General features: G+C 69.5%; 4 protein-coding genes and 1 pseudogene. 2 read left to right on the top strand and 3 right to left on the bottom strand.

What is annotated here, in order from left to right; genetic code table 11:
• Both AC30N0_RS15225 and AC30N0_RS15220 read left to right on the top strand, forming a co-directional pair.
• Positions 1 to 127: pseudogene (locus AC30N0_RS15225) on the top strand (ABC transporter permease); the annotation flags it as partial.
• Positions 124 to 936: an ABC transporter ATP-binding protein gene (locus AC30N0_RS15220; RefSeq protein WP_489518749.1), complete on the top strand. Its 813-nt coding sequence runs from the start codon at positions 124 to 126 to the stop codon at positions 934 to 936. The pseudogene AC30N0_RS15225 and the gene AC30N0_RS15220, both read left to right, overlap by 4 nt.
• Before the next feature lie 72 nt (positions 937 to 1,008).
• Here AC30N0_RS15220 and AC30N0_RS15215 read toward each other — a convergent pair whose 3' ends face one another.
• The 3 genes from AC30N0_RS15215 to AC30N0_RS15205 form a co-directional block, all read right to left on the bottom strand.
• Positions 1,009 to 1,326, bottom strand: coding sequence for a hypothetical protein (locus AC30N0_RS15215; protein WP_489518748.1), 318 nt, complete (start codon positions 1,324 to 1,326; stop codon positions 1,009 to 1,011).
• A gap of 9 nt (positions 1,327 to 1,335) precedes the next feature.
• On the bottom strand, positions 1,336 to 2,490 hold the full coding sequence (locus tag AC30N0_RS15210; protein ID WP_489518747.1) for a sensor histidine kinase: 1,155 nt from the start codon (positions 2,488 to 2,490) through the stop codon (positions 1,336 to 1,338).
• Positions 2,491 to 2,500: 10 nt separating this feature from the next.
• The coding region (locus AC30N0_RS15205) for a response regulator (protein WP_489518746.1) at positions 2,501 to 3,250 on the bottom strand (750 nt) is incomplete at its 5' end.

Here is a 3,250-nt window from a genome sequence, read left to right as displayed (position 1 = left end):
GGCCCTGCTCGCCACCGACCAGATCATCTTCGGCATCATCGTCATCGGCCTGATCGGGCTGGCGAGCGACATGCTTTTCAAGTGGGTGAACCGGCGCCTCTATCCGTGGGCGCAGCTCGGGAGATGAGCGCCACGGACAGCAGCCGCCAACCCGCCGAGGTGCTGAGCGTCTCGGGCGTGAGCAGGGCTTTCCGCTCCAGCCACGGCGAGACGCAGGCGCTGCAGGCGACCGACCTCCGCGTCGCCGAGAACGACTTCGTCACCATCCTCGGCCCGTCCGGCTGCGGCAAGAGCACGCTGCTGCGCATCGTCGCCGGGCTCGACCAGCCGACCGCCGGCAAGGTGCTCCTCGACGGCCGGCGCATCGAGGGCCCCGACGCCGACCGCGGCATGGTGTTCCAGAGCTACACGCTGTTCCCGTGGCTGACAGTGCTCGACAACGTCTGCTTCGGCCTGCGCGAGCGCGGCCTGCCGCGCCTCGAGCAGCTCGCCGTCGCCAACGGCTTCATCGCCCAGGTCGGCCTGGCCGGCTTCGAGCGCCACTTCCCGAAGCAGCTCTCCGGCGGCATGCAGCAGCGCACGGCGATCGCCCGGGCGCTGGCCAACGGGCCGCGCATCCTGCTCATGGACGAGCCCTTCGGCGCGCTCGACCACCAGACGCGCGAGCTGATGCAGGAGCTCCTGCTCGGCATCTGGGAGGCCGAACGCAAGACGGTGCTGTTCGTGACGCACGACATCGACGAGGCCGTGTTCATGGGCACGCGCGTGGTCGTGATGAGCGCCCGGCCGGGGCGGATCAAGCTCGACCGCACGGTGCCGATCGTGCACCCGCGGCACTATTCGGTGAAGACGACGCCGGCCTTCAGCGAGCTGAAGGCGGAGCTGACCGAACAGGTGCGGGCGGAGGTGGGCGCGGCCCAGGCCGAGGCGAGGTAGCGGCTCGCACTCCTGGAGCCGCGCCGGCCCGAGCCCCGGGGGCCCGGCCTCAAGCCCGGCCGCCGGCCCGCGTCACTCGGACTCGACGGCCTTCGCCTTCGCCCTGCCCTTCGGCTTGGCCGCAGGGGCAGGCTTTTCGACGACCGGCGCCTCGGCCGCTTCGGCGGCACGGATCGTCTCCCGGCTCAGCGCCGCCTCGGCGCGCAGCAGGCCCAGCTCCACGCGCGGCCGCCAGGTCGGATCGAGGGCCTTGTTGCCCAGCGCCAGGCGGGCCGATTCCACGTACTGGGTGAGGCCCGGCAGGCCCATGGCGTCGAGCTTGACGACGAGGGCTTCCTCCTCTTCGGCGGTGAAGGGCAGGAGCGGCGAGTAGAAGAGATCTTTTTTCATGAGCCGAGCTTAGTCTTCTTTCGACGGGAGCCGCCGTGGCGCGGTGGAGCGCGGGAGATCGATCGTCATGACGCACCCGGAACAGGGCACATCGCGCACGGTGAGGGTCCCCCCGTCCGCCTCGACGCTGCGCCGCGCGATCGAGAGGCCCAGGCCGAGCCCGCTCCGGTCGGCGCTGCCTTGAGTGAACGGCCTGAACATGGTCTCGGCGAGTCCGGGCGCCAAGCCGCCGCAGTGGTCCTCCACGTCGACCTTCACACGGTCGCCGTCGGCGCCGGCGCGCAGCGTCACGGAGGTCTGCGGCCGGGTGAACTTGAACGCGTTCTGGAGGACATTGACCAGCGCTGCGACGAGAAGCGGCCGGTTGCCGACAACGGAGATCAGCGGGTCGACGACCGGCACCACCAGCGTGCACCCCCTGACCGCGGCATCGGACGCCACGCTGTCCCGGGCGTCCGCCACCAGCGACGCGAGCGACATCGCCTCGGTGCGGGCCGGCACGCCGGCCTTGACGCGGACCTCGGCCACGGCACGCTCCAGCAAGCTCGCCATCGAGTCGAGGCTGCGCTTCAACAGGCCCCCCGTCGTGCCGCCGACCGGAACCTTGCCCGACTCCAGGGCCCTGAACGACATCTGCACGGTCTGAAGAAGGTTCCTCAGTTCGTGGACCAGGGCACCGATGCGCTCGTTCGCGTCGACAGACTCCCTGGTCGCCAGCTCCACTTCGCGTTGGAGGCTGAATTCCGTGACGGCATCGGCGATCGCATTGTCCAGGCACCGGTTCAGCGTGCGGAATTCGTCGGGGGAGAACGGCGCGTCGCGTTCGACGGCGAGGTCGGTGATCGCCTGGCAAAGGTCGCCGTAGTCGTGGACCACCTGATCCACGCTGTAGCCGAGCTCCATGAGCTGCTTCCCGTGCGCGGTGGCGCTGACCCCGATCTGGGACAAGGAGGTCGCGTCGCCCCCCGCCGGGCCTGAAATGCGAGCTCCTTCATCGCGGTGGCCCTCTTCCTCGACGCGCAGCGTCCTTGTCAGCTGCTCGAGGAACATCGGTATGCCGTTGGCGAGCTGATGTGCCGTGGCGCTTCGGTGCGGGCGCTGGGCGACCTTGGTCTTGCACCGGGTGATCAGCTCCTCGCGATGGTTGGACAGGAAAACGTGCATCTTCCGCCCGTCATTCCGCGGTGATGGCGCCGACTGCCTTCAGGTGGTCGAACGACATCGGCTTGGTGACCATCTCGCTGAAGCCGGCCTCGCGGCACCTGCGCCGATCCTCGGGCTCGCTGCGACCGGTGAGGCAGATGAACCTCCGCGGCGATCCCGACTCCTGCAACAGCAGTTGCTGCAAGGCCTCACAACCATCCATGCCCGGCATGTCGAAGTCGATGAAGACGAGGCTCGGGTCGAAGCGAGCCGCGACCGCCAGGCACTCCGGTCCGCTGAAGGCCGCTGCCGTCTCGGCCCCGTACAGCTCGAGCAGTTCGCACAAGGAGGTGGCCGCATCGACGTTGTCGTCGACAACCATCACGCGGACTGTGCTCTCGTCGGAAGGAGGGCCGGCCAGGGGGTCCAGCGCGTGCAGCGCGTGTTCCGCCGACCGCAACCTCGCCATCGCGGTCGGGCAGGTCAGCCCCACCGAGACGCTCGTCGTCGAACCGAAGACCTTGTGGATGACGATGGAGTCGAGCTGGCCGTCGCTGCTGCCGGCGATCACCGCGACATCCCCGCCGTCGCTGGCCACGCGCCGGCAGGCCTCCACGACATGGCGCCGGCTTTCCGCGCAGGCGATGGCAGCAAGCAGCCGAGGTCCGCGCCGCTCGTCGTCGATGCCGAGCAGCTTCGCCGCCGCGGGACTGACCTGGGTCGTCGAGAAATCGACGATCTTCGACTGCGGGTCGCGCACCGGGGCCAGGTCGATGTATCC

It is taken from the genome of Rhizobacter sp. (assembly GCF_031412495.1).
In the GTDB taxonomy this organism is placed as follows: Bacteria; Pseudomonadota; Gammaproteobacteria; order Burkholderiales; family Burkholderiaceae_C; genus Schlegelella_A.
The sequence above is the reverse complement of the archived record's forward strand: the minus strand, read 5'-3'. Positions and strand labels throughout refer to the sequence as shown.